Annotated in this window: 24 protein-coding genes; 22 read left to right on the forward strand and 2 right to left on the reverse strand. The window is 39.5% G+C overall.

The genetic code is table 11. The features are described 5' to 3' along the window. The 3 genes from LGZ98_RS18840 to LGZ98_RS18850 form a co-directional block, all read left to right on the forward strand. Window positions 1–289, forward strand: a 289-nt coding sequence (locus LGZ98_RS18840) for a type II toxin-antitoxin system YafO family toxin (protein WP_262978392.1), incomplete at its 5' end; no start/stop codon positions are given. Window positions 290–564: 275 nt separating this feature from the next. Continuing rightward, window positions 565–1,335 (forward strand): Thoeris anti-defense Tad2 family protein, encoded by a 771-nt coding sequence (locus LGZ98_RS18845; protein WP_113041300.1) that lies wholly within the window; start codon window positions 565–567, stop codon window positions 1,333–1,335. Further along, window positions 1,301–1,474 (forward strand): hypothetical protein, encoded by a 174-nt coding sequence (locus LGZ98_RS18850; protein WP_262978393.1) that lies wholly within the window; start codon window positions 1,301–1,303, stop codon window positions 1,472–1,474. Before LGZ98_RS18845 ends, LGZ98_RS18850 begins: the two co-directional genes overlap by 35 nt. Window positions 1,475–1,697: 223 nt before the next feature. Here LGZ98_RS18850 and LGZ98_RS18855 read toward each other — a convergent pair whose 3' ends face one another. Further along, window positions 1,698–2,042, reverse strand: a complete 345-nt coding sequence (locus tag LGZ98_RS18855) for a hypothetical protein (RefSeq protein WP_011146757.1) — start codon at window positions 2,040–2,042, stop codon at window positions 1,698–1,700. A gap of 206 nt (window positions 2,043–2,248) precedes the next feature. Between LGZ98_RS18855 and LGZ98_RS18860 the strand changes: the two genes are divergently transcribed. Then, window positions 2,249–2,398, forward strand: a complete 150-nt coding sequence (locus LGZ98_RS18860; RefSeq protein WP_228902163.1) for a hypothetical protein — start codon at window positions 2,249–2,251, stop codon at window positions 2,396–2,398. A gap of 155 nt (window positions 2,399–2,553) precedes the next feature. Here LGZ98_RS18860 and LGZ98_RS18865 read toward each other — a convergent pair whose 3' ends face one another. Continuing rightward, window positions 2,554–3,036, reverse strand: a complete 483-nt coding sequence (locus tag LGZ98_RS18865) for a winged helix-turn-helix domain-containing protein (protein WP_228902165.1) — start codon at window positions 3,034–3,036, stop codon at window positions 2,554–2,556. Between the two features lie 682 nt (window positions 3,037–3,718). On the opposite strand from LGZ98_RS18865, the gene LGZ98_RS18870 reads away from it, so the two are divergent. The 18 genes from LGZ98_RS18870 to LGZ98_RS18955 form a co-directional block, all read left to right on the forward strand. Continuing rightward, window positions 3,719–4,168, forward strand: coding sequence for a phage tail protein (locus LGZ98_RS18870; RefSeq protein ID WP_112875832.1), 450 nt, complete (start codon window positions 3,719–3,721; stop codon window positions 4,166–4,168). A 68-nt stretch (window positions 4,169–4,236) separates the two neighbouring features. Beyond that, entirely contained in the window at window positions 4,237–5,370 is a 1,134-nt protein-coding gene (locus LGZ98_RS18875; RefSeq protein WP_228902166.1) for a phage tail sheath family protein, read from the forward strand. A gap of 11 nt (window positions 5,371–5,381) precedes the next feature. Beyond that, window positions 5,382–6,767, forward strand: coding sequence for a phage tail sheath family protein (locus LGZ98_RS18880; RefSeq protein WP_262978394.1), 1,386 nt, complete (start codon window positions 5,382–5,384; stop codon window positions 6,765–6,767). 48 nt (window positions 6,768–6,815) lie between these two features. Continuing rightward, window positions 6,816–7,991 (forward strand): phage tail sheath family protein, encoded by a 1,176-nt coding sequence (locus LGZ98_RS18885; RefSeq protein ID WP_262978395.1) that lies wholly within the window; start codon window positions 6,816–6,818, stop codon window positions 7,989–7,991. Between the two features lie 13 nt (window positions 7,992–8,004). Next, window positions 8,005–8,463 carry a phage tail protein gene (locus LGZ98_RS18890; protein ID WP_113041304.1) on the forward strand — a complete coding sequence of 153 codons (459 nt, stop codon included), beginning with the start codon at window positions 8,005–8,007 and terminating at the stop codon, window positions 8,461–8,463. Beyond that, window positions 8,460–8,639 carry a DUF5908 family protein gene (locus LGZ98_RS18895; protein WP_113041305.1) on the forward strand — a complete coding sequence of 60 codons (180 nt, stop codon included), beginning with the start codon at window positions 8,460–8,462 and terminating at the stop codon, window positions 8,637–8,639. Before LGZ98_RS18890 ends, LGZ98_RS18895 begins: the two co-directional genes overlap by 4 nt. Beyond that, a complete protein-coding gene (locus LGZ98_RS18900; protein ID WP_113041306.1) occupies window positions 8,626–9,309 on the forward strand; it encodes a CIS tube protein in 684 nt (227 codons plus the stop codon). Before LGZ98_RS18895 ends, LGZ98_RS18900 begins: the two co-directional genes overlap by 14 nt. After that, a complete protein-coding gene (locus tag LGZ98_RS18905) occupies window positions 9,306–10,907 on the forward strand; it encodes a phage baseplate assembly protein V (RefSeq protein ID WP_113041307.1) in 1,602 nt (533 codons plus the stop codon). Before LGZ98_RS18900 ends, LGZ98_RS18905 begins: the two co-directional genes overlap by 4 nt. A gap of 12 nt (window positions 10,908–10,919) precedes the next feature. After that, complete coding sequence (locus LGZ98_RS18910) at window positions 10,920–11,342, forward strand: GPW/gp25 family protein (protein WP_113041308.1); 423 nt, start codon at window positions 10,920–10,922, stop codon at window positions 11,340–11,342. Further along, on the forward strand, window positions 11,339–11,755 hold the full coding sequence (locus LGZ98_RS18915) for a contractile injection system spike tip protein (protein ID WP_113041309.1): 417 nt from the start codon (window positions 11,339–11,341) through the stop codon (window positions 11,753–11,755). Before LGZ98_RS18910 ends, LGZ98_RS18915 begins: the two co-directional genes overlap by 4 nt. 82 nt (window positions 11,756–11,837) lie before the next feature. Beyond that, a complete protein-coding gene (locus LGZ98_RS18920) occupies window positions 11,838–14,567 on the forward strand; it encodes a baseplate J/gp47 family protein (RefSeq protein WP_113041310.1) in 2,730 nt (909 codons plus the stop codon). Further along, window positions 14,533–17,445, forward strand: a complete 2,913-nt coding sequence (locus tag LGZ98_RS18925) for a baseplate wedge protein (RefSeq protein WP_113041311.1) — start codon at window positions 14,533–14,535, stop codon at window positions 17,443–17,445. The genes LGZ98_RS18920 and LGZ98_RS18925 overlap by 35 nt, the downstream gene beginning before the upstream one ends. Continuing rightward, window positions 17,426–17,653: a hypothetical protein gene (locus tag LGZ98_RS18930; RefSeq protein WP_158536498.1), complete on the forward strand. Its 228-nt coding sequence runs from the start codon at window positions 17,426–17,428 to the stop codon at window positions 17,651–17,653. The genes LGZ98_RS18925 and LGZ98_RS18930 overlap by 20 nt, the downstream gene beginning before the upstream one ends. 10 nt (window positions 17,654–17,663) lie before the next feature. Beyond that, window positions 17,664–18,890, forward strand: coding sequence for a tail fiber protein (locus tag LGZ98_RS18935; RefSeq protein WP_262978396.1), 1,227 nt, complete (start codon window positions 17,664–17,666; stop codon window positions 18,888–18,890). Window positions 18,891–18,976: 86 nt separating this feature from the next. Continuing rightward, complete coding sequence (locus LGZ98_RS18940; RefSeq protein ID WP_262978397.1) at window positions 18,977–20,869, forward strand: contractile injection system tape measure protein; 1,893 nt, start codon at window positions 18,977–18,979, stop codon at window positions 20,867–20,869. 61 nt (window positions 20,870–20,930) lie between these two features. Further along, on the forward strand, window positions 20,931–22,985 hold the full coding sequence (locus LGZ98_RS18945) for an ATP-binding protein (protein WP_262978398.1): 2,055 nt from the start codon (window positions 20,931–20,933) through the stop codon (window positions 22,983–22,985). Window positions 22,986–23,009: 24 nt separating this feature from the next. After that, a complete protein-coding gene (locus tag LGZ98_RS18950) occupies window positions 23,010–23,927 on the forward strand; it encodes a Pvc16 family protein (RefSeq protein WP_113041315.1) in 918 nt (305 codons plus the stop codon). 156 nt (window positions 23,928–24,083) lie between these two features. After that, on the forward strand, window positions 24,084–24,509 hold a 426-nt coding region (locus tag LGZ98_RS18955; protein WP_262978399.1), incomplete at its 3' end, for a cycle-inhibiting factor.

A 24,509-nucleotide genomic window follows, 5' to 3' on the forward strand; every position in this document is an offset into this window, starting at 1 on the left:
GCGCAACATGCAGGCTATGGAATCAGGAATATGGAAGTTACATATTCTTCCCCTGAATGAAAAACCGTGGCCGACAAATGTGATGCTACACAACAGGAAAAGTGACAATTATCTGGTTTATGCTCAACATTGGTATTATGAAAATCATTATCAGGTCATGGCCGTGGTGATGCCAGATGCACATTCGCGTATTGATAGGCTCTTGGATAAGCTAGTTCATATCGTAGAAGATTCTTTCCAGTGTCTAAATGAGCGGGAATTAAGGCTGCTTAATCATGTAAGCGCATGAACCCATTTACTAAGAAAAGCATATAGACCTGCTCCGGCAGGTTTTTTTATGGAATTTTACAATATCAATCTATTGGAAATAAATCAGGAAATATCGTAATCACTAACTACTCTTATTAATAGTTTAGGCTTAGCACTCGCGGTGCTTTACCGTCTATGCAGTAGTAAACTTAAGAATATTCTATTGAAGTAAGAATCTAATTTGAATAATATCTTATGGCTATTTGGCAGTAAGATGAAATTACCTTTATTAATAAATAATTAAGTGAGGTGTTTATGTCTGAAATTAATAAGCCAGAAGTTACTGAAATAGAAAATAAACTCCCTGAGCATAAATCATTAAACCCTGATCAATACAAATGTAATCATGTTGTTGCCCCAGAAAATTCTTGTCCGTGGGCGATTATTCAAGTGTATCTAGGAAATCAAGCACGTCGTGGTGATTGGGATTCTCCTAATGAATGCATACGCCTTATTCCTGAATCGAACGCTAACAGTGAAGGCAATAATCTGATTTATATTGAGAAGTGCGATAAGCATGGGCATTGGTTACCTTGGCAACCAACGCCGGAAGATATAATGGGTAGTGATTGGTCATTGTTAGAGCCAGATAACAATATGATGGTTTTTGATGTTACCTTGGGGACTAGTAAGTATGATACTGGGCAGGACTGGGGATATATGAGTGGCAAGGGAGCCTTTGGTAAGGGAGAATCTACTTTCGGTACTTTAAATATAACCCAAAATAAAATAGATATTAAAAGCATTTTAATGTTCTACTATAATAGCAGCGGATTGTATTTGAGAGTATATTTTGATAAAGCTAATTATCAGAAAGTTAAAGAAGTACTCAAGAAGAATTTTTATGTCTCAGTTGATAATGTAACTTATGATTTTGGAACTTTCTTGCATGATCATGATGCAGATAACGATAATTATGAATACGATGTCTACTATTATGAATCGGAAAACCCAACCGTAGAAAAACTAGGTGCCATATTAAAGCAGACAGGTGAAACCAAGCGTTTTTACTGTAACTGGCGTTAACTATACCCAATGGATTTCAAGATGGATCGCGACGGCAAGGGAGCGAATCCCCGGGAGCATAGAAAACTATGTGACCGGGGTGAGAGAGTGCAGCCAACAAAGAGGCAACTTGAAAGATGACGGGTATATATTATGTTGAATTCCAAGCCTCTTACTTGCGGAGTTTTTCATATATAAAGTCCACTTCCACGTTCTCAGATAATGTCTGATGTGGCATTCAATTTCAACTACCGAGTAATCCTCGGTAGTTGATAAGTATTTAGCAGAGAATGAAGATGTTACTTTCTGCGTAGTGAAGTTTGAGCTATATTGAACTAAATCTTCTTATATACGAGAGATATATAGCTAACTCTTAAGAATCTTTATATCCAATTAAACTCAGCTTCTGTGGTTAGAGTTGCGTCTAAATTGACGGCTGTAATTCTATAGTAATAAACAGCGTTAGGAGGCGCGTTGAGTATTTTAGTTTCTCCAGGCCAGACATCAATAGAATTATAGAATTCATACTCCCCAAATGGGGATGCCCAGAAATTTAAAACCCTCATTGCTGCTTGGCCGTTGTTTTTTATTGCTATACTTCTCCATCGAATAGGAATGGCTATATTCCCATTTTTATAAGCTTCGATAGCTTGGTTAGGGTTTAGGAATATTTTGAAATTTGTTGATATCATATTGGTTTCCTTATTATTGCTGTTATTTGTTGGCATATATAATCAGGTGATTTCACCTGTGACATTTAACTTAACACTTTCTATGAGCAGTTAAATATTGAAATTTATCAGTGACGTAAAAGGAATAAGGTAAACGTAAAAGCGGTTAATACACATTCCATGCTACGCATTGCGTGGCCTTTTCTTTTTTCACACACGTTTAACGGGATCTTAATTTCTGGTTGGGGTGGAAATTGAAATTCATGGACAAGCCGATTGACATCTGGATGTTATCAGTCAAAGAGATACGAAAATCCCGACAGTGGCGGGGACATGTATTCCTGACGGATTTATTGCCGATAGCGGTAGTCGTAATTAATGACGAAGGAGTTACACCGATAAAAAATAGATAACTTAATATCATGAATCATGATCTTTTCTTATTAAAGCGGCCCATAACTTGCTGAAATGAGCCGTAAAGAAGTGGATGAAACCCGCTTGTATGCTGTTTAATTTAATGGACCATCCATTGATGGGGATTTAATCATTTTTTAAATAAAAATCATCATTATCTCTTAGCCAGAAAAGGAGCTGTATATAGGATAGTTGATATCCAAATGATTGCGGTGATAAACATAACAATCATCCTGGTGAAACGCCAATAAAATGGCTTTGGCGGTGTAGCGATGGGAATAGGTAATTGAGTATTTTGGAGCTGACGATTATCTTGTTCGTCATCTTGAAGTGGCAGGATAAAACGATAACCTTGTCGGTACACCGTGTGTATGGCTTCACCTAGATCACAATAACGTAATGTTCGGCGTAACTTGCAGATTAATTGCAGTAAATTGGTTTCTGCTACGCCATCTTTGCGTTCAGGCCAAACTAGAGGGATCAGTTGCTCCCGGTTTAACGTATTCCCTTGGGATGCATGTTCCCACAGTGCGAGTAGCAGGCGTTTCTCTTTTTCTGTAATGATAAATATATTTTTACCATGAATTATTTTGTTTGAGTCACAGTCTAAATAAACATCTCTAGTTATTTTCAACATAACGCATTCTCTGCCTCTGTTTAGTGTTTGTCTATTCTCTATAGCCAGGAGGGCTCAATTAGGCTTATGCCTGTTAGAATTTATATAGCTTCTGCATGAGTAATGCAAGAAAATAAATAATTTAAAAATTTTTATTTTATTTTTTCATATGGGTTATTTTTCTGTTTTTTATTAAGAAATAAAACTAATGATAATTAATTGTTAGTTTTATTTATACTTGCAGTGATTCTAACTCTATTGTCCATGAAGTAAGGAAGATTTAGAAATATAGATAAAATATTTTTAGGTATTATTTGTGGTTTATAAACTCGTTTTGTGAAAATTGATAATATAGATGTCTACAAATAATAACCCTATGAGTTGAATGATATTATTTTATCATATTGAATTGTAAGTAAAAATAGAGATAAAAATAATTATTTTTTATTTTTAACTTTTATTTGGCGGTATGGGGGTATTACTGTTTCGATGAATAGTTTAAAGCTCCAACAGTGTGATGTTTATCACGTATTAACTTACGTTAACCAGTAGTCAGATCGCCTCATTCTTGAATGAGGGGTTGGATATTAAAGCACGGTGAATACACAAGTAAGGCATTAGGCATGATACCTAAGGGCGGTAGCGTACCTAAAATGATGTGTATTCTAACCCGGTTATGAATTTAACTCTTAAGGAAATAACAATGTCTACAACTGCCGATCAAATTGCTGTTCAATACCCCATTCCAACTCACCGTTTTGTCGTGACCGTTGGTGATGAGCAAATGTCTTTCCAAAGTGTATCGGGATTGGATATTAGCTATGACACCATTGAATATCGTGATGGAATTGGTAATTGGTTACAAATGCCCGGTCAGCGTCAGAGGCCAACAATTACCTTGAAGCGCGGTATTTTTAAAGGGCAATCTAAATTGTACGATTGGATTAATTCTATTTCGCTTAATCAGATAGAGAAGAAAGATATTTCTATTAGTCTCACCGATGAAACAGGTTCAAATTTGCTAATTACTTGGAATATTGCTAATGCTTTCCCAGAAAAACTGACGGCACCCAGTTTTGATGCGACCAGTAATGAAGTTGCGGTGCAGGAAATGAGTTTGAAAGCCGATCGGGTGACTGTTGAATTCCATTAATATACTGTTTGGTGTCAGGAATAGTCTGACATATCAATTCAATGCAGTACTGTTTAAAGGCGAATATTATGACAATGAGTACAACCTATCCGGGTGTCTATATTGAAGAAGATGCTTCATTGGCGCTTTCTGTTCGTACAAGTGCAACGGCGGTTCCTATTTTTGCGGTTGCAGATAATAATAAATTTTTATCCACAGATGCTCATCTTCGTATTAGTGGTTGGCTGGATTATTTGACACGAAAAGGTGAGCAATTTAATCCTGATGATAAGCTTGATATTTCACTAAGGGCCTATTTTATTAACGGTGGTGGATATTGCTATCTCGTGAAAATTAAAGACTTAGTCGGCCAAGTTCCAACACTGGATGATGTCACATTGTTGGTTGCTGCGGGAGAAAATATTACTACTGCTGTCGCGGAACTTTGCAAACCGGGTAAAGGATTATTTGCTATTTTTGATGGTCCAGACGTTGATATCGCGAAAGAAAAAGAAGATGGCGCTCCTAAACCTAAACACCGAAATAACACCACTAACATAAAAGAACCAGAAAATATACTCGACTCTTATCCTTCTACCCCCTATGGCGCAGTTTATTATCCTTGGCTGACCGCTGAATGGGGGAAAAATAAAACGCTTGTTGATATTCCACCCAGTGCGGTGATGGCCGGTATTTATGCCAGTGTTGATAACAACCGAGGTGTTTGGCAAGCACCTGCTAACGTAGCTATTCAAGGAGGACTCCAGCCTAAATACCCGGTGACTGACGACCTGCAAGGACAATATAACCAAGGTAAGGCACTGAATATGATCCGTAACTTCCCTAAAAGCGGCACATTGGTTTGGGGAGCTCGTACGCTTGAGGACAGCGATAATTGGCGTTACATCCCGGTTCGCCGCCTGTTTAACAGCGCGGAGCGAGACATTAAAAATGCTATGAGTTTTGCGGTTTTTGAACCTAATAGCCAACCTACTTGGGAAGCTGTGCGTCGGGCTATTGATAATTATCTTTATTCTCTTTGGCAACAAGGTGGATTGGTGGGAAATAAAGCTGATCAGGCTTATTTTGTTCAAATAGGTAAAAATATCACTATGACTGATGACGAGATTAAACAGGGCAAAATGATTGTCAAAGTGGGTATGGCGGCGGTTCGTCCAGCCGAGTTTATTATCTTGCAGTTTACGCAGAGCGTCGCACAATAATTGGAGGCCATATGCCAATAGCACCAACTTATCCGGGCGTCTATATTGAAGAAGATGCATCACTGGCGCTTTCTATTAGTCAAGGGAACACGGCAATCCCTGTTTTTATTGGCCGCTTCTCACCTAAGAAAACCAGCTCAACGCCACAAGTGACACGGGTTAGTAGCTGGTTGGATTTCACTAACCTATTTCATGTAGGTGGTGTTATGTCGATAGCTATCAAATCAATACCGCCATCTCCGCCTCCGTCTCCCCCTAAAAAATCTAAAAAAGTTGAAGGTGATATATCAGTTGAAAACAATGAAGTAGTTAATGACGATACAAATGGAAAAGAAGAAAAAAAAGCGGATTACACTTACGAGGTGATCGCTAACTACACGACAAGCAGTGATGCTTTAAAACTTTATTTCCAAAATGGCGGTGGACCTTGTTATATCTTGCCAATTGCTGATTTGGAAGATACTAAAACTCTGGGCTTAATCCCTGAATTAATTGAGCAGGCTTTAGAAATTACTCTGATCGTCTGCTCTGAACAGAATTCTGGTTATCAGAGTCAAATATATAACAGTTTGACGCCTTCATTATTGAATGCTGGCTATTTCCTTATCGCTGATAACCAAGGTAAAACAACCGCCCTTAGCGCTAACGTACCTTCACAAACCGCAACGTATTATCCAGCGGTGAAAGTCTCACAGCCTATACAAATGGAAGAGAGCCTTGTAGTGGTTTCAGGTTATCAGGATGCAGAAAAAAACGAGGTTACCAATCTGACGGAACTCAAAGAGAAAAACCTGAATGTCTATCAGGAAGCTATTTGTAAAATACAAAACATAAATAGAATGATTCCCGCCAGTGCAGTGATAGCTGGTGTTTATTGTGCCACTGATACCCATCGTGGTGTCTGGAAAGCGCCGGCTAATGTTGTTTTGAGTGGCATTAGTGATATAGAAGAACGGCTCACCGAAGATGAGCAAGGTACCATGAATCAAAAAGGTATCAATGCTATCCGCTATTTCAATAATCGAGGGTTTGTCGTGTGGGGCTCACGTACCCTGAAAGATGATGACAACTGGCGCTATATTCCGGTACGGCGTCTCTTTAATGCGGCGGAACGGGATATCAAACAGGCCATGCGATTTGCCGTCTTTGAGCCCAATAGCCAACCGACCTGGGAGCGAGTAAGGTCAGCCATTGACAACTATCTCCACCAACTCTGGCAGCAAGGGGCACTGGTTGGCAATAGCCAACAGGAAGCCTATTTTGTGCAAATTGGCCAAGGTATCACCATGTCCGAGAGCGATATTAGGCAAGGAAGAATGATCGTCAAGGTTGGGATGGCGGCGGTCCGTCCGGCTGAATTTATTATCCTGCAATTTTCGCAAAAAGTAGCACAGTAACCATACTGGGGCGCGGTTTGCCGCGCCTGTCCTGTAGAGGAAACGATAATGGAAATAAAACAGCCTGGCGTCACAGTAACGGAGAACCTAATATCCCAGAAGCCAGATGATGCATTTGTTGGTATGCCGGTTTTTATTGGTTACATTCCAAGAAGTGCGGGCAATAAAACCGCGGTTAAATTGAACAGCCTGACCGATTTCACCCTAACATTTCGAGAGTCAGGATTAATGTACTACTCTGTACGTTACTTTTTTGAAAATGGCGGCCAACAAACCTATGTATTGTCGCTAGACTCGCCACTGAACGATTTTCAATCATTGATCACCGCACTGCAACAGGATTGGCTTAAACAGGCGATTGCCGCAGAGAGTGCTATCACGCTGATTGTCGTCCCTGATGTTATCCGCTTTAGTCAGATGAGTGAATCCGGTGCCAACAGAGATCTTTGGCTACAGTTTTGGCAATCAGTACTCAACCTTTGCAAGAGTCGGCGCGGCATCATGGGATTGCTGGATGCCCCGGATGATCCGGTACTGGCCGCGACATGTTTAGAGCAGTTTTCCTCAAGTGATCGGCAATGGGGCGCGGTATATTGGCCGGGACTGAAAACCACATACCAAGAAAGTGGTAAACATATCATCCTTTCGCCTACTGCTGCGGTGGCGGCTGTTATCCAGCGTAATGATAATCAGCAAGATATCTGGACCGCGCCAGCCAACGTAGTGCTAGCTAAGGTAGTCAGCCCGGTACGCTCTTTTATTGAAGCTGATGCGCTCTTTAATCAGCATGGCGCTTCGTTGAATCTGGTTCGCAGCTTCCCCGGCAAAGGAATTAAAGTTTGGGGATGCCGAACTCTGGATAACATTTTCGACTCCCCTTGGCGCTATATCCAAATCCGTCGTCTGGTCTCCTATATTGAAGCGCATATCACCCGATTAGGCCGAGCCTTTGTGTTTGAACCTAATAACGCTATCACTTGGATGAAACTTAAAGGCCAAACTTACAACTGGCTGCATCAGTTGTGGTTGAGAGGTGGGCTACGGGGTACTGAGGAAGAACAGGCATTTGACATATTACTTGGTGTTGACGAATCAATGAGTGAAGCGGATTTGCGGGCCGGGAAAATGATTATGAAAATCAAACTGGCTCTGCTAGTTCCGGCGGAATTTATTGAACTCAGTCTGACGTTTGATACGCGTACCGGGACAACAGGACTAAATTAAACAGGGGCAAAATATGTACAATCTATATACCCCATCAGTATCACACCGTTTTATCGCCAGTTTTCTGTTTAACAATATTCCCAGTCCACTTGATATTGCTTTTCAGCGCATATCGGGGCTCAGCCGTGAACTGCAAACCACCCAACACAGCCAGGGCGGGGAAAATGCCAGAAATGTTTGGCTGGCCGAGAAGATCCAGCACGGCAGTTTGGTACTGGAACGTGGTGTTATGACGATTACACCGCTGACTCTGATATTTGATCGTGTCTTGCGTGGAGAAAAAGCGGTTTATGCTGATGTGGTCATTATGTTGCTGAATGAAAATTTTTTACCTGTGGCAAGTTGGACCGTAAGTAACGCGTTACCGGTTCGTTGGTCTACCGGTGATTTTGATGCCAATAGCAATGCCGTTTTGGTCAATTCTCTGGAGTTACGTTACCAGGATATGCGCTGGTTAGGAGTGAAAGCATGACTGTAGAAATTAAAGAACTGATTATTCAGGCTAAAGTTACCGATTCTGCGGATGATTTATCATCTCCGCGAACATTAGCCCAAGAAGCGTTGGATGAGGCTCGCCTGATTGAGAAGGTGAAACGGGAGGTGCTAGAGGCATTATGTGAAACAGGAGGCCATTATGAGCTTAATTGAACGTAGCCTATCCAAACTCACGCTGACGGCTTTTAAAGATCGGGAAAGTAAAATATTGGTGGGTAGTTTACCGGTTATATATAACCCCGATGCAATCCAGTTCAATTATCAAGCCAATTATAAAAACGATGAAAGCATTACCCATATCCACCAAAGCAACCACTATATGTCGTCTCAGCCCGCTGGCCTGTCATTAGATCTGTTATTTGATGCCTCCATGCCCGGCAATAATATTCCGATAGAAACCCAGCTGACGACCTTGAAAACCCTCTGTGCCGTTGATGCCGGTACCAAAGTTCCACACTTTCTTAAAATCAAATGGGGCAAAATGCGTTGGGAAAACAAAGGCTATTTTGCCTGCCGGGCCAGTGGTCTTAGTATTCATTACACCTTATTTGATCGGGATGCCACGCCGTTGCGGGCAATTGCCACTTTATCGCTGGTGGCGGATGAGAGCTTTGTTATTCAGACCACTGAACAACAGTTAAAATCGCCGCCAGCCACTGCGGTTAGTGTAACTGATATGCTCTCCCTGCCATTAATCGCGCTGGGCGCTGGTGCTGCTTTAGCGGGTGGTATCGATTATCTCTCTTTGGCTTGGCAAAACGGTCTGGATAATCTTGATGATTTTACTCCGGGACAGACGCTACAAGCACGGAGGGAAGCATGAAAATACCTCCGATTGCGGTTAAAGTAGGCGGTAAAACACTCAATCAGTTTACGGTTATCGGCCTGTCAGTAAATTACCCTATCAATGGCATTCCTTCGGCTAACGTCACTTTGGCTATCATCGGTGATACCAACCATATTTTTGATGCTAAGGTGCAAGCTGAGTTGGCAGGTTGCCGCCCGAATCATGAACTTATTGTGCAGATACAAAAAAATGTGTTGTTTAAAGGGATCATCGTCCGGCAGACACTGAAGCTTAAAGGTCAGGACAGTCTAGTGATTCTGACGGCAAAACATCCATTGCAAAAATTAACCCATAGTTTCCGCTCGCAGCTATTCAGTAAACAGAGTGATGAGGCGATTATCAAGAAGCTATTCAGCCAGGCCGGTGTGCCTGTCACGATAAAACAGGCGCCTCAACTTAAAACGGTACATGAGCAAATGGTGCAGTTTCGTTGCAATGATTGGACATTCTTAAAAAGCCGACTTACTGCTACGAATACTTGGCTGCTCCCCGGCCATGATACCGTTACGTTGGTAACACCGGAATCACTTAATCAGTCAACCGTACACACCATTCGCCAGCGCGGTGACCACCAGAGTGTTGTGCTGTTTGAAGCCAATCTGCAATGGGATAATCAGCGCAGCCCTAAAACAGTAAGTGTGCAGTCTTGGGACATTAGCCAACAAAAATTGTCTCAGGCGATTCAGGCAAAAAATAGTGGCTTTGGTCGCGGTCAACTTGCTACGGACAGTTTGAAATCGCTGACCGATCAAGAGTGGCAATGGATTTTCAGCTATCCATTGGATAATGAACAAACCAAACAATTTACTCAAAGCATCATGGGTAATCGGCGAAGCCATAATGTATCCGGCAGTTTTGAAGTCGAAGGGGATAATCGTTATTGTCCGGGTGATGTTTTGGCGTTGACTGGCTTCGGGCAAGGGATGGATGGACAGGCGATTATCACCGGTGTTAGCCAGACCATCAACCAGCGACAAGGTTGGCGTACCCGGTTAACGTTAGGCGTGCAATCAGATGTAGAACAGGCTGTACCGCCGGTTAAAGAGTTACATGTTGGTATCGTGGAAAAATGCCAACCAGACAGCCAGTCGCTGGATCGTATTCCAGTCAAAGTACCCGCCTTAAGCTTAACCGGCGGCACACTTTTTGCCCGCTTAGGTAAACCTTATGCCAGTCATGAAAGCGGATTCTGTTTTTACCCAGAAGCGGGGGATGAGGTGATAATCGGTTTCTTTGAATGTGATCCCCGTTTTCCGGTGATATTAGGCGCTATGCATAATCCCAAAAACAAATCCCCGTTAGAACCGAGTGAAAAAAATCAAATAAAAACATTAGTGATTAAACAGGGGGAAAATCAGCAGGCGTTAATCTTCGATAATAAAGAGCAGACGCTCGCATTTAATAGTGGAAAAAATATTTTATCTCTGCAACAGGATAAAGATATCACGTTTAATTCTGCTAAAAATATAATAGCGAATGCACAGGAAATTAATATCCGGGCTGAAAAATCCCTGTCAGCCGCTGGAAAATCTGGCGTCGATATTAAAGGTGCGAAAATTAATTTAACACAATAATAGGGTAGTGAAATGGCAGACAAAATATTAGCCGATATTTATGGTCGGGGTTGGGCATTTCCGCCTCAATTTTCTTCTCAGACTGGAATCATCATGGCGGAAGGGGCAGAACATGTTCGCCAGAGTATGAAAATTCTTTTTCTGACTGAACCCGGTGAACGGATTATGCGTGAAGATTACGGTTGTGGTCTCAATGATTATCTGTTTGAAAATATTAGTGATGAATTGATAGCTAGCATTCAAACGCGTATTGAAGAGCGAGTATTGCGCTATGAACCCCGTGCAGAAATGACTGAAATTAAAGTGAGTCAGAAAACCGATTTATCGAATACCTTACAAGTTCAGGTGAATTATGCCTTGAGAGGCAGCGAAATTAGCCAGCAAATTGAAGGTATTCTTGAGATGGGTGAAGGGCTGATAGAGGTGATCTTATGAGCAAACAACTGGTGGTTGATGGCGACACCTTGCTATTCGAACCCTTGTTCGGTAACCGACAGGTCACTCTTGTGGGGCCAGCAATTATCAGGGGCAGCGGGCACGCCAAAATCCAAGGCAAAAAGATTGTCATCGTGGGTGATGAAAAAAAGATACAGCTTCAAGCGCAATATATTACTCCTATCCACCCGGTACCTGGCATGGGGATGGTCACCATTGCTCAATTGGATGCTAGCCAGACAATAAACTTTTGCCGTAGCCTTGCCACGGTGATTGTTGTTGGGCAACAATTTATTGCTCGTTTTACTCCATCACAGCCGGCAAATAATCCACAGAGTGGCCCGGATATAACAGCACCCAGTATGGGTAAAGGCCGATTTATTGCCAGTCAATATGCTGTCAGTGCCGGATAAATAACCTTTTAATTTATTTTTAAATAATGATCATCTCCTGAAAATATCTTAAAGTTATATTCAAATAACAGGTGGAATAAATATGGGGCAGACAGAATTAGAAAATAAACTTACTGCTATGGTATCGGATACTACTTTTAAACTTGATGAAAGAAGTACGCTGGATATATTAAATTGGCTTCAGGAATATACGGAAAAAATCCCTTTTGAACAAGAGAAAGAAAAACTTTGGAGTAGCTTCTACTTTATTCAGGAAAACAACCCTCAGCAATTAGCGGATATTTACCAAGATGCGAATAAAGCCAATGGCCTTTTACCAGCGCATCAGGCTTTTTTACTGGCTTTTTTAAAACTATTAGAAACCACTAAAATATTATTCAATACCTTTCCGGCACGTCATCGTGATCTTTATTACCGACAATTGTTAGGCTTAAAACCGAGAAATGCTCAAGCAGATCAGGTTGCAATTGGTATCACGCTGAATTCGAGTAGCGTTGAATATCTTATTCCGAAAGGCACCCGCTTTGATGCTGGACATGATAGCGCTGGCAATCCATTACAGTATGTGTCTGAATCGAATATATTAGCAAATCAAGGAGAATTAACCGACCTGCGTTGGTATCGAAAAGAGGGGGATGGCTGGAAATCGGCAATACCACTAAATCTTGCAGATAACATTGCATTGCCTGAAAACGGTATTCGACTTTTTAGCCCAACGCCTAATGATGTTCCGGTTCTGTCTGGCTACTTAATTACTTCGCCTTTATTGACGATGTCAGCGGGAGAGCGCACGATTAAAGTGACATTAGACAGCGAGTGGGCGGGGGATTCTAATCAAGTCACCGCTCAGATTAGCTCGGGAGATCACTGGCTTTCATTATTAGTAGAAAAAGAAAAGGCTAACCTCAAACTCAGCTTATCAGCTAACGATGACCCCATTAGCCCACCTGATGCTTTAGATAATATGACGTTTGATGTACCGGTACTAAAACTGAGCACCAAACAGGGACCGAGGTTGCCGAAGATCAAAGACATCGAGATCAACATCAACATTAACGGCAACCGTAGTGTGTACTATGCGTCTGATAGCGGTATTGAACAAACGAATGCGACTAGTTTTCCTTTTGGTCAATCACCGTTATTAGGCTCTGGTTTTAATCTGGTTGCTCCTGAATGGTATAACTTCGAAAACGCGACCTTGACGATTACCCCTCAATGGGTAGGATTGCCTCAACAAAACTTTTCAACATGGTATGGAGGATATGAGACCCAGCTCGATAATAGTGCATTTAAAGTACAGGGTTACTTAGTCACGCCTCAAAAGAGAGAAAAGCTTAATGAAGCGCAATCATTATTCAATGGAAAGGAGAAACCACAAGGACAAAGCTTAAAATTTACCTTGCCAGCAATGAATTTTCCCCTTACAGACAGCTCGAATCCCAATGATTGGCCTGCATCCGTGCGTATAGAACTCGCCGAGCAGGATTTTATGCATACCCAATACTGGAAAGATCCCAAAGATAAAAATTTACCCTATATCCCACAAATCAGTGCGTTGCAGATTCAATTCAACGTTGAAGTTAAATCTAAGCAATTTACTGTTTACCCTCTGACGCCTTTTGGCCGGGGTGAAGCAGCAGAAACACTGACATTTACTCATGATGCATTCTATTTGGGCTTTACCGGAGTACTACCGGGTCAAACTTTATCTCTTTATTGGCAATTAGAAGGGGTAAAAAAACAGGCTTTATCTTGGTTTTATCTCGACAAGTGCAATACCTGGAGTAAATTGGATAAATTCGTTGACGATCAAACTGATAACCTGTTCGACCGGGGTATCTGGCGCACTTTATTGCCACAAGATGCCTCAAATCAGGCCGCTCTGATGCCGTCAGGGCGGTACTGGCTGAAAGCCGAGATAACGGATAAGACTGATCCCCAAGATTACCCACGTATTAAAGGTTTGCTGTATAACGCTACCACTGTCACCTTAGCTAACGCAGAAGCTGTTGAGCAGGAACATTTTATTAATGGATTGGCCGTTGGCAGCATAAAACAGCCGGCAAACACTATTCCGGCAATCAGCGGTGTTACGCAACCTTGGGCTTCCTGGAACGGTCGCCCGCAAGAAACTGAGCAAGCCTTCTTAAAGCGAATTCCTGTCCGGCTGTCCCATCGTAACCGAGTGTTGAGTTGGGGGAACATGGTCACCTTACTAAAAGATCATTTTGTTAGCCTACTTGATGTCAGACACCATTCAGGCAGTAAATTAACCACCCTCCCGGCGCCGGAAAAGCAACAATTGATAGTCATCCCAGACAGCCGTTACAAGGATAACGACGATGCATTACGCCCAGCACTGAACCCGGCGCGATTGGCCGAGATGGTCGAATGGTTAAATCGATTAAGTAGCCCTTGGGTAACCATTGAAATCAACAATCCTACTTATGTTGACGTTAATGTGGATTACCAAGTGACCTTTATCTCAGGCATTAATTCTGACTACGGCTATCACCAGCTACAACAGCAATTAAGCAGAACGTATATGCCGTGGGGAGAGAATCCTGCTATCGGTGTGACGATGGGTAATCACATTGACTACTACCAGTTATTAGCCACCATCCAACAATCCCCTTTGGTAGAACGCGTCACCAATTTAAGCATAACAATAGTTAATCGAGTTACGGGTGCCGTGGGTACAAATATCGAAGCTAATGATAATGAAGTGTTGATTTTAGTCTGGTCAGATAAACATTCCTCAAATAAGGAGTTAATCAATGAGTCATCAGGATGCTCTGTTTCCCGTTGTTAAAGACGATATTGCCTTTGATACCTTACTTGCTCAGGCTAAGGCTGTTATTGAACAACAGTCTGGTCAATTTTGGCGTGATATCAGTGAAAGTGATCCCGGTATCACCTTATTAGAAGCCTGTTGTTATGGTGCATCAGATTTAGCTTACCGTCATTCGCTGCCGCTTTTAGATCTTCTGACGCCCAGAAAGGAGGAACAGACACCCGGCGACGGTATTTTCCCCCAAGAGTTTGGCCCGCAACAGATGCTGACTTGTGGTCCAATTACGTTGGCGGATTATCGCCGGGCGTTGCTGGACTTGCATAGTGACAACACGGTTGATGGTTACTTTTTATTTAATGATGTACTACTGGTATGTGAACCTAACGATCAACGCTATACATACTGGTATAGCAAAAAGAAACGTGAATACAGATTTATTCAAATCGCAGATTCAGATAGTGAACAGTTAACATTAAGAGGAAATTATTGGCTTTATTTGCTCCCAGGCCGGGAAACTCAGATCGATAATAAGTTGGCACAGGAGAAACTTAACGTTTTCCTGAAAGATAATCGTAATTTAGGAGAATGGGTGAGTCGGGTTATCTGGTTAGAACCTATTGATTTGCCATTGAAGATGGATATTCAGCTTGATAATGATGTTAAAGATATCGCTGACGTATTTGCTCAAATTTATATGACAGCGGAACAAACGGTGCAGGAAAAGCCGCTACGTTATACCACCCAGATAATGAAAGAAATGGGTTACAATAATGAAGAAATTTTTGACGGGCCTTATTTACATCACGGTTGGATACCTGAATTACCCCCGATCAAAGATTACAGTGGTGCGACGATATTAAATCTAAGCCATTTGGTTAACCGATTATTGGCTATCAAGGGAGTTCAAAGTATTATTAGGCTGGAATTAGATGAAAATAAAGATAATAAGAAAATTATTTCTCCGCTACTGCAAGATAATTGGTCTTGGCAAATTGCGAAAGGATATTATCCCAGATTATGGGGTGATGATCCCTTGGGATTGATTACCTCATCAGACAGCCCATTGACTCTTATTGCCAAAGGTGGTGTGAAAGTTGTAGTTTCTAGCGAAGAGATAAAGAAGAAGATCATTACAGAACCACTGATTAATACACAACCAGAATTATTAAACTGGGGTAAGCACCGTAAAGTGTTGGATTATTATCCGGTAAGTAATAAATTACCGGCTTGTTATGGATTGCAGACTAATAAACATACCTTACAACAACGACAGTTACATCAATTTATTCTGCCTTTTGAACAAATATTAGCTAACGGTTGCGCAGAACTTGCCTTATTGCCAAAACTATTGGCGTTTAAACAACGAGGAAATACGGTATACGGTGCACAATGGCCTTTCAAGGTTAATACCGTCAGTCAGAACGTTCATCAGGAGATAATGCCCGACTTAATTAAGAAACTGAATAATGATGTACAAATTGGTAATGATGATGGCATCCATGAGCGAAACTATGCAAAAGAGCTGGCTATTCTTGAATATCTGTTAGGCTATTTTGGTACACAGCGAGCCGCCAGACCACTTATTCTCAATCGACAGGATTTTTTATCCACTCAGCGCGGTTACTTGGCTCAACAACCAGAGTTGGCCTACCATCGTAATAATATTCGCATTGATAAAGTATCGGCGCTGCAAAAACGAATTGCAGCTCGGTTAGGCTTGGGAAGAAAATGTTTTAGTGAACCGCCTGATTTAGCTGATCTTCCTTTCTATTTAATTGAGCATCGCCGGCTGTTACCCGTGAAACCTGATGAGGCATTCAACAGTGAACAAATACCTGATAATCTGGAAATTAAAAATCATCCTGATTCTAAAAGCCATCATTTAATTATTATTCAGCAAAGTACAGCAGGGCAGTTATTACATGGTCAAATGATTGACTTGATTATTAAAGGCGAGAACGGATTCACATTACGGGGCCAGGTGATCACTGAGATTACAGAAAAATCATTTTATCTTGACACCCATAACAGTGTTGCTTTGGAACACAATTTGAACAGAGTGCAACAGGCATTTACTGACAAAAAACTAGTCTGGCAAAATAGCCTGGTGTGGTTGGAAGATATGGATTATCAACTGGTTTATGCCGATGAAATACATCAAAAAAATAAAGAAGACGATGAACTCTGGATCACATCTAGTCCCCAAAGCCCTTTTCCTGCTATGATCAAAGAAGGGGATGAAATCACACTAAAATATAAAATTACCCCTTATGAACCAGCCAAAAAAATATCCGCTGATATGAATTCTCCATCTGACTATATGCTTAAAGCGTGGGTAAAAAAATTCGATCATATTAAGGGTAAGATATTAATTAAACGAGATAAAAATACCAAACCTTTTCCAGAAAAGGAAAATGCATGGCGTTACCGCTGGTATTTCTCTAGTGCAGAATACGCGCATACTGATCGTTTTTCATTTGTCGTCAGCGTAGTCATTAATCGCCAGTTAATTGAGAATAACAACGTTGATCATCATGGACTGGAATCGTGGGTAAAAACTGAGATTTTAGCTGAATTTCCTGCTCATGTTTCCATGATTATTCATTGGTTATCACCGGACCATTTCAGGAATTTTGCCAGCACCTATAAGCGTTGGCAAAATAATGGTTCTGCTTTAGGGGATGAAGCATACCATATTTTAGAAATGTTAACATTAGGTCGTCTGCCTTCTGAATTAACAGGTATAGGGAATATGAGAATTGCCACTGAACAACAGAGAACTGAGGTCATTGGTGAGTCTGAAACAGAATGGAATGCTAAATTTATTGAGAGTAATCAGTTGCTGTATGTACCTAAAGTTAAAGATAATATTTATCGTGACAAAGACAAAGGTTGATTTATACGTAAAGAGAGATGTTTGTTGTATTATTAAATTCATTATCTTTAATTATTACTATACCCTATGGATTTCAAGATGGATCGCGGCGGCAAGGGAGCGAATCCCCGGGCGCATAGATAACGATGTGACCGGGGTGAGTGAGTGCAGCCAACAAAGAGGCAACTTGAAAGATGACGGGTATATGTTATTAGAGACGAATATATAAGGTGATAAAAATGGAAAAGAAGAACGATTTTCCCAATTCAGAGAGTAATCAAGAAAATACTAATAATAAAGTAGAAGATCTTTCAGCAGATGATTTAAAAAAACGTTTTAAAGCAGGTAGCATTCCATTGCAAACTGATTATGAACATTTAATTGATATTGCTGATATTGGTCGCAAAGCAGTCGGGAAAGTACCGAAACAAACTGGGCCAGGAACAGGATTGAAACTGGATGATAATGGTACGCTTAATTTAAAGATGGGTCCTATCTCCAGTAAAGACTTTTCTCCATTAATACTAGAAAAAGATATTTTATCTGTAGACCTTGGTAGTGGTTTGATTAATAAAGAGAATGGAATATCTGTTGGTCAAGGTAATGGTATTGTTGTAAATACAGATGATGTCGCTGTCAAGGCTGCTAATGGTATTACTGTTGATGGCAAAGGTATTTCAGTTAAATCTAATAATGGCATCAATGTTGATGCTGATGGTGTCTCTGTAAAGACAAAAAATACAACCATCAAAGTCGAATCTATTGGGATATCTGTAGGAATTGGTTGGGGAGTAAGAATAGGAGATGAGGGATTAGATGTCCAAGCTAGTAATGGTATTAATGTTGATAAAAATGGTGTTTCAGTTAAAGCTGGCAATGGTATTAAGGTTGATGATAAAGGTGTCAGTATTGATCCTAACAAAGTACTCCCCAGAGGAATGATTGTGATGTTTTCTGGCAGTAATGCTCCTGAGGGATGGGCATTATGCGATGGTAATAATGGTACACCAAATTTGATCGATCGATTTATTTTAGGCGGGGATTTTTCTGGTGTTAAAGGGCAAAGTAATACTAAAGTTTCAGGACCTAAAGATGGTAAATCATTTAGTTTTAATTCTGATGAGGCTACATTAAATATCAATGGCAAAACAAATGAGAAATCGTTATCTATTGGTCAAATACCTAACCACGATCATCTTAGTGGAATAATTATTGATACAAATATAATGGCTCAATATGGAGCTTATGAGATATCTTCAGACAAGAGAGCGGTAGCTTCTTCAAATAATACTAGAAATAGATATCTCTATTATTCAACAGGGATGACCACATCTAAAGGTGTTGTAAACGGAAACAGTCCAGAAACACATAATCATGACATTGATGTGAAAAACACAGGTAGACATTCCCATAGTAATAAAATAACAGTTCCTTATTATATTCTTGCTTTTATTATGAAACTTTAATATTTATGAAAAAATTAAAAATTAAAAATTAAAAATTAAAAATTAAAAATTTAAATTATCCATTAATCGTAAAGAGAATGCTATTTATGACTTCGGAACAAAATTTATTAAATCGAATTACTATTACTATTGAAGCTAATAATCAACAGGTAGCTAAAAAATTATTACATGGTTCTCTGCTTAATCAAGTCAGTATGCATAAATTACTTAATTTATACCTTAATAAACGTTCTATTAATCAGGATATCTATTTAGATAAATTAACGCTGAATCTTTGTGAAATTAATTCAAATAATTTTAATTCTCTGTTTCCTATTCGACTTAATACTGAGCTAAATAAAGCATTGGGTCAATATCGGGAAAATAATAAGGAAAAAACCACTTCGGAAAATTCAATAATACCCCAGAATACCGGTAAATCCTCTTTATTACATAGTAATGATTTATCTGATATTGAGGAATTTATCCAGTATTTATATCAAAAAGAGGTTAAATTAAATCCTGAAAAAGTAATAGCAGATAACAGAAACATTGACGTTAATATTAAAGTTTTAATTAACCAATTAATGCGAATGGAGAGCAAATTAACATTATTTTTGGCAAAAAGTTGCTTATCTGAGCATGGTTTACAGCGACTTTTAGCTATCAGTCAACCTGCTTTATTAACTGCGATTAATCACAAATTGTTGGAGGATATAGATAAATCTCAGCATCAAGGAAAGATAATTTCTTCTTGGCAATTGGTATTGAATGCCTTGGGATATATACAGCGACATAATACGCAGGAAATACCTAAACCAGATATGAAAGTGATGTCATATATCATGGCTGAACGTGATAACAGTATGCTTGATATTGTGTCTATTATTACATTATTTCGCCAAAATATAGTCGCTGAAAGTGCCTTATTAAATGCATGGTTGAAGCTGCTTTGGCAAATAGAATGGATTCCAAAACTGTGCAAAAAACACCTCTCGATTCAGGAATATGAAGATTTAGTTAATCGCTTTAGCTGTGAAGATCAGATTATTAGGGAACACACTTTACAACAAACAGTCGCAGTTAATTCTTTGTTGACTGAGTTATTACAGAGATTAGCGACGGAGACTCAGAAAACTTTACCGCCATTAAATCATCATCAGCTTTCATTAATAGCGGCAGCAATTCAGAAGGGGGAAATTAAAACAGAAAATATTCTCCAGCTATTGCAACATCCAGCGTTATATAACAATGTAGGTTTGGCTTGGTTAGCACCGCTGTGGCAATTAGCTCCTGTTTGGCAAATGTGTAAAAAACATCTTCCTGTTGAGGAATATCGCGATCTGTCACAACGCTTTATTCCAAATAATGCAAATCAAAAATTAATTTTGCAAGATCAGCCAATATTATTAACACCAGATAACGTGTGCGTTAAAGACAATAATGGTAGCCAACGTCGAGTAATTAATAGACCATGTTCTGAGCCGGGTTTATTACCGCTATATCAAGTCAGTAATGCTGGAATATTGATTCTATGGCCGATGTTACCCGCATTATTTAATCATCTGGGTCTACTTGAAGAGAAAAATTTTATCCATCATCAAGCTCAATTTAGGGCGATTGATTCTCTGGATTATCTTATTTGGGGGAGTGAAGAGACGCAAGTAGAGAGAAAAATATTGAATAACGTTCTGTGTGGGTTAATGATTGATGAAGAGACACAATCAATCCCTGTTGAACCAGAAAAACAGTTGATAATAGAACAATGGTTAGATGTGATTATTACTCAACTTCCGGGCTGGAAAAAACTGAGTCGTAATGATATCCGTCAACTATTTTTACAGCGGCCGGGTGAATTGTTGATAAATGAACTGGAAATTAAAATCACGGTACAGTATCAGCCATTTGATGTGCTATTAGCCGACTGGCCGTGGCCGTTAAATATCGCCAAACTTCCCTGGCTAAATCTTCCTTTACGAATTGACTGGCAAAACATTTAAAAGGTTTATATGAACTCTTTCCCTTGCCGTCGCGATCCATCTTGAAATCAATAGGGTATATATGATGGCTGAATTACGTTGGATTTATCCCCATCTGGAACGTATCGATCTGCAATTACAACATTACTATTATCAGAATAGAGATAAATATGACTCCTTACCGGAGAGTTTTTTACTGACTGAGGATGAAATAAGACAACATTTAGCAACACCATTAGGTATTCCGCATTGGATAATTAAACAGGATGATATTATTAACCTGCCTGAAATTGAAGAAAACCCATCCATTGATGAATTGTCTTTATTGGTTGAACGTTTTGAACTGACGGAATTTGAGCGTGATGCCTTATTATTAGGTTTATTGCCACATTTTGACAGCCGTTATCATGCATTATTTGCTGCTCTGCACGGTAACAGTAAAAAGCAATGGCCTAGTTTTGCTTTAGTAATTGAATTATTTAGCCAATGCCAAAGTGATAGGCAATTACTGCGAAACAGTTTTTTGCCACAAACACCGTTAATTAGTAATCAATTATTGCGACTCAATAATTACGAGGAGCCTATTTGGCTTCAAACGCAATTTTTAACTCACAGCGCTGTCTGGCATTTTTTATCAGGCCAACGGGTAATTTTGCCGTCCCTAATAACTTGTGCTTATTGGCATTCTCCTGTTTCGCACCTTTGGTATCCACCAACCCTTTGTCATTCACTTGAAAAGATATTATTGAATGAAACTGATGAGATTCGCCCGCTGGTGATACTTAGAGGAAAACAGCATAGTGCCAGAGAATTAGCGGTCGGCAATATTATGGCGTTTCACAGAATTAACACTTTAATCTTGGATTTAGCTCGATTACCAGAGGAAGAAAACTCAACTGTAATAGCTAGTTTGCTAGCAGATGCAGTGAGAGAAACACGTTTACATAATGCTTGTTTATTAATTCGCAATTTTTCTTTGCTCGCAGAGGAAAAGAAAATATTGAATAACGTATTATTCGTTTTATTAAATCAACCAAGATTACGGGTGGTTTGTTTAGTAGAGCCGGGAGACGCATTAGTATGGATTAAACATCTGCCAATGGTGCAAATAGAGATGCCGGTAGCTACGCTGGTGGATAAAGAATCTATGTTAAAAGAATGTTTACCGGATAATACCGCTCAAAGAATTAATATTATTCAATTGTGTCAGCGTTTCTCATTTACCGCAGAAACATTGCCGTTAATTCTTAAAGAAGCTTATCAATACCAAATACTCCGACAACCAGAGGAGCAGTTAGAAGAAATAGATTTACGTAAGGCGTTAAGTTTTCGCGCTCAACAGAACTTAGGCAAGCTGGCTAAACGAATAACACCAACACGTAATTTTGATGATTTAGTGATTTCTGATGAATTAGCTCAACAATTAAAAGAAATTATCGCGGCAATTAATTATCGTGACCAGATTTTGAGTGCTGGTTTTCAGGAGAAAATAGGCTATGGTACTGGTATTAGTGCACTATTTCACGGTGAATCGGGTACGGGCAAAACAATGGCCGCAGAAGTGATTGCCGGGCATCTTGGTGTTGATTTGATTAAAGTTGATCTTTCTACCGTTGTGAATAAATACATTGGTGAAACGGAAAAAAATATCGCCCGCATTTTCGATTTGGCTGAGACGGATTCTGGGGTGCTGTTTTTTGATGAAGCCGACGCACTATTTGGCAAGCGCAGTGAAACCAAAGATGCTCAAGATAGACATGCCAATATTGAAGTTTCTTATCTATTACAACGATTAGAGGATTATCCGGGATTGGTAATTTTAGCCACCAATAATCGTAGTCATTTGGATAGCGCTTTTAATCGTCGTTTTACCTTTATTACCCATTTTACTTATCCTGACGAACTATTACGTAAAAGAATGTGGCAAACTATTTGGCCTGAACAACTGAAATTATCCGACGAAATTGATTTTGCACATTTGGCTAAACGGTCTGATTTGACGGGGGCTAATATCAGAAATATTGCCTTATTGGCATCAATATTAGCCGCGGACAATAATAGTGAAAAAATTGATAATCAACATATAGAACGAGCCGTTACCCTCGAATTAAATAAGACGGGTAGACTGATTTTTTAAATACTGATCAAATTTGGAGTCGATATGAAAGATATTATTGAGCCTAATAATGCTATTGTCGAAGTTAATAACGCATTAAAAGATGTTTTATCTCGATATTTAAATAATGTTGATATTCGTTTTGATTTGCCAGATATAGATTCAATTCCATCTAAACCGACAATCAGTGTATTTCTTTATGATGTACATGAAGATTTGCAATTACGCTCTGCTGAACCAAAGCGTTATAATCCTGTGACTAATTTATTGTTACCGGGATGGGTAAATATTAATTATAATTATTTAATTACTTACTGGCATTCGAACAAACCATCAGTTGATGGTAGCAGTCCTGATAGCCAACCTGATAATCAGGCGGCAAAAATAATGACATCTGTTTTGAATGCATTGATTAATCATCGTCAATTACCTAAAATTCCTGGTGCTTACACCAAAGTCATTCCACCACAGGAAAATTTAAATAGCTTAGGTAATTTTTGGCAGGCGCTTGGCAATCGCCCACGTCTTTCCTTATTATATTCCATTACCGCACCGGTAAAACTTCAAGATATTACTAATACAATAGAGACAGTTATGGAAATTTCTCATTCTGTGGATCAAAAATTGAATCCGGTTAGCTCACAAATAAGTCAGGCGTTATTAGAAAAATTATGTACTGATTTGGGGGGAACAGAAGATGTGCGTTTTGCGTTGGCTAAAGTGAAGTTAACGATTAAACTGGACATATCTGTCACAGGCAATAATGATAATCAAGAAAATGAAAAAATTATTCTTGAGGTTTCGGGTATTACTTGTTTAACTTATTTATCTAAGATAAAAGAGATTCTTTCAACATGGGTAAAAAGTCATAAAGCGGTCGTTAAGGTAAATGGTATAGGTATTATTGTTGCTAAAGAAAATTCTGATGCATTAATTGGAGTGAAAAAACCATCATCTAATTAATTACTCATAATAAAATGACAAGAAACTCGCGCCAAAAAAGATAAAACACCTGAAAATATAACAACGGATGATCATCTGGAAATAGCACCTTCAATCTGCTTGTCGGAGTCCAAGGATATATTAAAACTAAAAAAGCATAATCTGAGTTCCGTAGAATTGATAGATGATATTATTGTATTACATAATGATCTAAAAGGAAATAAATTACTCTGGAATGATAATTGGCAAAATAAAATCGTTGATAGAGATTTAGTCGCTATATTTAAGGCGATTGATGAAACTGTTTCTGAGTTAGGTGGCATTGAAATCTATCAAGAAATCGTTGGGGTAAATCCTTATGATCCTACTGAGCCAGTTTGTGGTTTATCTGCCCAAAATATATTTAAGTTAATGATTGAAGGGGAATATGCTATTGATCCAGTAAAAGTGGCTCAGGCAGGAAAAATAGATGGCAATGAATTTTCTGAAAGAGTTGATCAACTCAGTAGTGCAAAAAATTATGTTGCATTGGTTAATGATCATCGATTTGGGCATATGTTTTTAATTGATATTCCATCCAATGATCAGGAAACAGTGGGATAT

This window comes from Photorhabdus kayaii, assembly GCF_025384895.1.
GTDB lineage: Bacteria > Pseudomonadota > Gammaproteobacteria > Enterobacterales > Enterobacteriaceae > Photorhabdus > Photorhabdus kayaii.

Bases quoted from the DNA above. Each gene is read 5' to 3' on its own strand.
- LGZ98_RS18860 (WP_228902163.1), top strand. From the start codon at position 2,249: ATGGACAAGCCGATTGACATCTGGATGTTATCAGTCAAAGAGATACGA.
- LGZ98_RS18905 (WP_113041307.1), top strand. From the start codon at position 9,306: ATGAAAATACCTCCGATTGCGGTTAAAGTAGGCGGTAAAACACTCAAT.
- LGZ98_RS18885 (WP_262978395.1), top strand. From the start codon at position 6,816: ATGGAAATAAAACAGCCTGGCGTCACAGTAACGGAGAACCTAATATCC.
- LGZ98_RS18865 (WP_228902165.1), bottom strand. From the start codon at position 3,036: ATGTTGAAAATAACTAGAGATGTTTATTTAGACTGTGACTCAAACAAA.
- LGZ98_RS18875 (WP_228902166.1), top strand. From the start codon at position 4,237: ATGACAATGAGTACAACCTATCCGGGTGTCTATATTGAAGAAGATGCT.
- LGZ98_RS18935 (WP_262978396.1), top strand. From the start codon at position 17,664: ATGGAAAAGAAGAACGATTTTCCCAATTCAGAGAGTAATCAAGAAAAT.
- LGZ98_RS18890 (WP_113041304.1), top strand. From the start codon at position 8,005: ATGTACAATCTATATACCCCATCAGTATCACACCGTTTTATCGCCAGT.
- LGZ98_RS18870 (WP_112875832.1), top strand. From the start codon at position 3,719: ATGTCTACAACTGCCGATCAAATTGCTGTTCAATACCCCATTCCAACT.
- LGZ98_RS18925 (WP_113041311.1), top strand. From the start codon at position 14,533: ATGAGTCATCAGGATGCTCTGTTTCCCGTTGTTAAAGACGATATTGCC.
- LGZ98_RS18855 (WP_011146757.1), bottom strand. From the start codon at position 2,042: ATGCCAACAAATAACAGCAATAATAAGGAAACCAATATGATATCAACA.
- LGZ98_RS18880 (WP_262978394.1), top strand. From the start codon at position 5,382: ATGCCAATAGCACCAACTTATCCGGGCGTCTATATTGAAGAAGATGCA.
- LGZ98_RS18895 (WP_113041305.1), top strand. From the start codon at position 8,460: ATGACTGTAGAAATTAAAGAACTGATTATTCAGGCTAAAGTTACCGAT.
- LGZ98_RS18940 (WP_262978397.1), top strand. From the start codon at position 18,977: ATGACTTCGGAACAAAATTTATTAAATCGAATTACTATTACTATTGAA.
- LGZ98_RS18950 (WP_113041315.1), top strand. From the start codon at position 23,010: ATGAAAGATATTATTGAGCCTAATAATGCTATTGTCGAAGTTAATAAC.
- LGZ98_RS18910 (WP_113041308.1), top strand. From the start codon at position 10,920: ATGGCAGACAAAATATTAGCCGATATTTATGGTCGGGGTTGGGCATTT.
- LGZ98_RS18945 (WP_262978398.1), top strand. From the start codon at position 20,931: ATGATGGCTGAATTACGTTGGATTTATCCCCATCTGGAACGTATCGAT.
- LGZ98_RS18915 (WP_113041309.1), top strand. From the start codon at position 11,339: ATGAGCAAACAACTGGTGGTTGATGGCGACACCTTGCTATTCGAACCC.
- LGZ98_RS18845 (WP_113041300.1), top strand. From the start codon at position 565: ATGTCTGAAATTAATAAGCCAGAAGTTACTGAAATAGAAAATAAACTC.
- LGZ98_RS18900 (WP_113041306.1), top strand. From the start codon at position 8,626: ATGAGCTTAATTGAACGTAGCCTATCCAAACTCACGCTGACGGCTTTT.
- LGZ98_RS18920 (WP_113041310.1), top strand. From the start codon at position 11,838: ATGGGGCAGACAGAATTAGAAAATAAACTTACTGCTATGGTATCGGAT.